We start from the raw sequence: 2,773 nt of genomic DNA, 5'->3' as shown, positions 1-2,773 counted from the left end.
TCCGCAACGGCCGACTGCGCCTCGCCGACGCCGCTCTGGGCCGTCGCGATCTGCGAGCGTGCCCGGTCGGCCTCGATGGCGTAGAAGTCCGGGCGGATGCGCAGGAGCAGATCGCCCTGTTGGACGCGGTCGCCTTCCTCGACGGCCAGGACGATGATCTCGCCCGAGACGTCCGATGAGATCGCGACCTCGACCTCGCTCGCGACCGTGCCGGACGCCGTGACGGTCTGCGTGATCGTGCGGACGCGCGCCTCGGCGGTCTCGACCTCGATGCCTTCTTCGCCGCCGCCCATTATGACGGCCGCGCCGATCAAGAGGACGACCAAGACGCCCAGGCCGATCAGGATTTTCTTCGTGGGGCTCATTCGAGGTCGAGGCGGGTGAAGGCTCTGGACGGCCGCGCCGCCCGAAGGTTACGGGACTAGTCCAACAGGTCCGCCAGGGCGGACGGCTCGAGGTCGCCCACGGCCAGGCGGACGAGGGCGATGCGGAAGGCGAGGCCGTAGGCGGCCTGCGCCCTCGAGGACTGCGCCTGGGCGAGTCGCGTCTGAGCTTCGGCGACGTCGTACAACGTGCCCGCTCCGAGTCGGTAGCGGTCCTGCTCGACGCGCAAGGCCTCGCTCGAGGCCTCGACCTGCGCTTCGGCCGCGGCCAAGCGTGCGCGCGCCGTCTGCGCCTCCACGACCGCCTGCTGAACCTCGGACGCGACCTGCCGATCGAGGGCGTCGAGCGAGATCTGAGCGTCCTCGACGCGGATCTGGGCCTCGACCACGCCGCGACGTGACTGGTAGCGATCGAACAGCGGAACGGTCAGCGTGAGTCCGACCGAGCCCGACCGGTTGTCGCCGAACTGGCTGAAGATGGGCGTCGTCTCGAAGTCGGGGCTGCCGGGGAACGTGAGCGGGACGCCCCCGACCAGGACCGGCGTCCCGTCGCCGAGGGTCACCGGCGTCACCGGCGGCACGCCGATCGCGCGCTGCTGCAGGCTGGAGTAGCCCGTCCCAACGGACGCGCTGAGATCGAGGCTCGGCCGGCCCGCCGCCCGCGCCGCTCCGATGGACGCCTGGGCGGCCTCGATGGAGAGCTCCTGCGCACGGCGGTCCGAGCGCGTGTCGAGAGCCGCCGCGACCAACGTCTCGAGCGACTCGAGCTCGGCGGTGAACAACCCCGACTGCTCCAGGCCCTCGAGGTCGGGGCCGACGAACCGGTACGTCTCGAGCGGATCGAGGCCGATGAGTTGGACCAGAATCACGCGGTCGCGCTGGACCGCACCCTGCGCCACGACCAGCGCCGTCTGCCGCTCCGCCACGACGGCGTTCTGCGCGATCAGGTCGCCACGCGCCCGCGCCCCGGCCTCGACGAGTTCCGCGACGCGACGTTGCTGAGCGAGCGCGCCCTCGAGTTGCTCGGCCTCGATACCTGCGATCTCGCGGTCGAGCAAGAGCGTCAGGAACTGCTGCGCGACCTCGAGGGCGACCTGCTGGCGCGTCCGGACGAGCGACGCGTCAGCTGACTCTCGTAGCCGCTCGGCCTCCAAGACGCTGGCGCGTGCCCGGCCTCCGTCGTAGAGCGGGACGGACGCGAACGCGCTCGCCCCCAGCGTCTCGACGGTCTGAGACACGACCTCGCCCGTCGTCTGGTCGAACCCGAGCCCGTAGCGCTGCGACGGCTGGACGCTCAGCGACAGGTTCGGCAGGCGCGCGGCCCGCGCCGAGCGGACGGCCAGGCCTCGTCCTCGATCGGCCACCACGCCGCGGCGGACCTCCGGACTCTGCTCGATGGCGACCTCGACGGCTCGGGCGAGCGTGACGACGGTGCTGTCCTGGGCCTGGGCGGCGGCGGACACGAGCAAGACCAGGGCGATGACGCGCATCGAGGGCGGGGGAATCTCGGACGCTAGACGGGCCGAGCCGCCTCGGGTTGCACGCCGGCCTCGAGGCCGGCGGCGCAGGATCGTGCGGAGAGGGTGGGATTCGAACCCACGGTACCCGTGAGGGCACTCTGGTTTTCAAGACCAGCGCATTCGACCACTCTGCCACCTCTCCGAGACTGAGCGTCCGCCCAAAGCTACCGCCGATGGCTCCGCTCGGTGCGTCTACGCCACGAACCGCTCCACCACCGATGTCACGGCCTCGAGGGCGAGGCTAGCGGCGCAGGCGCTCGACCTCCTCGGTCAACCGGGCCACTTCTCGGATCGAGCCCTTGAGGTGCGCGCGCAGGTTCTCGTGCTCCTCGCGGAGGGCGGCGTGCTCGCCCTGGAGCGACGAGAGCTGTCCCTTCAAGCCGTCGATCTCGGCCTTGACCTCGCGCAAGCGGGCCTTGGGGACTCGGATGATGTCAGCGTCTTCGCTCATGCGGGGGCGTGTGCCCAGTCGAGGGAGCCGAAAGCTACGGAGCGTCCGGCGATGGCGCGTTGCCACCGATCGGTTGGGGCTCATAGTCCTCTCCCCCATCGCCGCCGCCTTCCTCCTGGGCGGGCGGGGGCGCCGGGCGTTGCGGATCCGCGCCGGGGAGACGCGGGATGTCGTCGGCGGAGACGGCCGCTTGCTGCTCGAGGGTGAGACGGTAAGCGCCATCGCCACCAGCCGCGCCCACGATCACGCGGAAGGTGCCGCCTTGGGCCAGCGTCTCTCGGATACGAGCGCGGTCGCCGTCCGGCGACGCCGCGATCCGGGTGCCGTCGGGAGCCACCAGCGTGAGCGACGGCGTGAAGTCGTCGGAGCGCACCTCGAGGCGGACGCGGTCACCGACGCGCCCCCGGACGGTGTAGGAC

General features: G+C 71.4%; 3 protein-coding genes, 1 tRNA gene and 1 pseudogene. All 5 read right to left on the bottom strand.

Translation table 11 applies throughout. The features are described 5' to 3' along the window. The coding region (locus WBA11_RS16100) for a biotin/lipoyl-binding protein (protein WP_424521672.1) at positions 1–365 on the bottom strand (365 nt) is incomplete at its 3' end. A 56-nt stretch (positions 366–421) separates the two neighbouring features. After that, the gene (locus tag WBA11_RS16095; protein WP_424521671.1) at positions 422–1,873 is read right to left on the bottom strand and encodes a TolC family protein; all 1,452 of its coding nucleotides are present in this window, start codon (positions 1,871–1,873) and stop codon (positions 422–424) included. Positions 1,874–1,958: 85 nt separating this feature from the next. After that, positions 1,959–2,045 (bottom strand) — tRNA-Ser (locus WBA11_RS16090). A gap of 99 nt (positions 2,046–2,144) precedes the next feature. Beyond that, positions 2,145–2,354 (bottom strand): hypothetical protein, encoded by a 210-nt coding sequence (locus WBA11_RS16085; RefSeq protein WP_424521670.1) that lies wholly within the window; start codon positions 2,352–2,354, stop codon positions 2,145–2,147. 34 nt (positions 2,355–2,388) lie between these two features. Beyond that, positions 2,389–2,773: pseudogene (locus tag WBA11_RS16080) on the bottom strand (hypothetical protein); the annotation flags it as partial.

This window comes from Rubrivirga sp., assembly GCF_049648075.1.
Taxonomy (GTDB): domain Bacteria; phylum Bacteroidota; class Rhodothermia; order Rhodothermales; family Rubricoccaceae; genus Rubrivirga.
The sequence above is the reverse complement of the archived record's forward strand: the minus strand, read 5'-3'. Positions and strand labels throughout refer to the sequence as shown.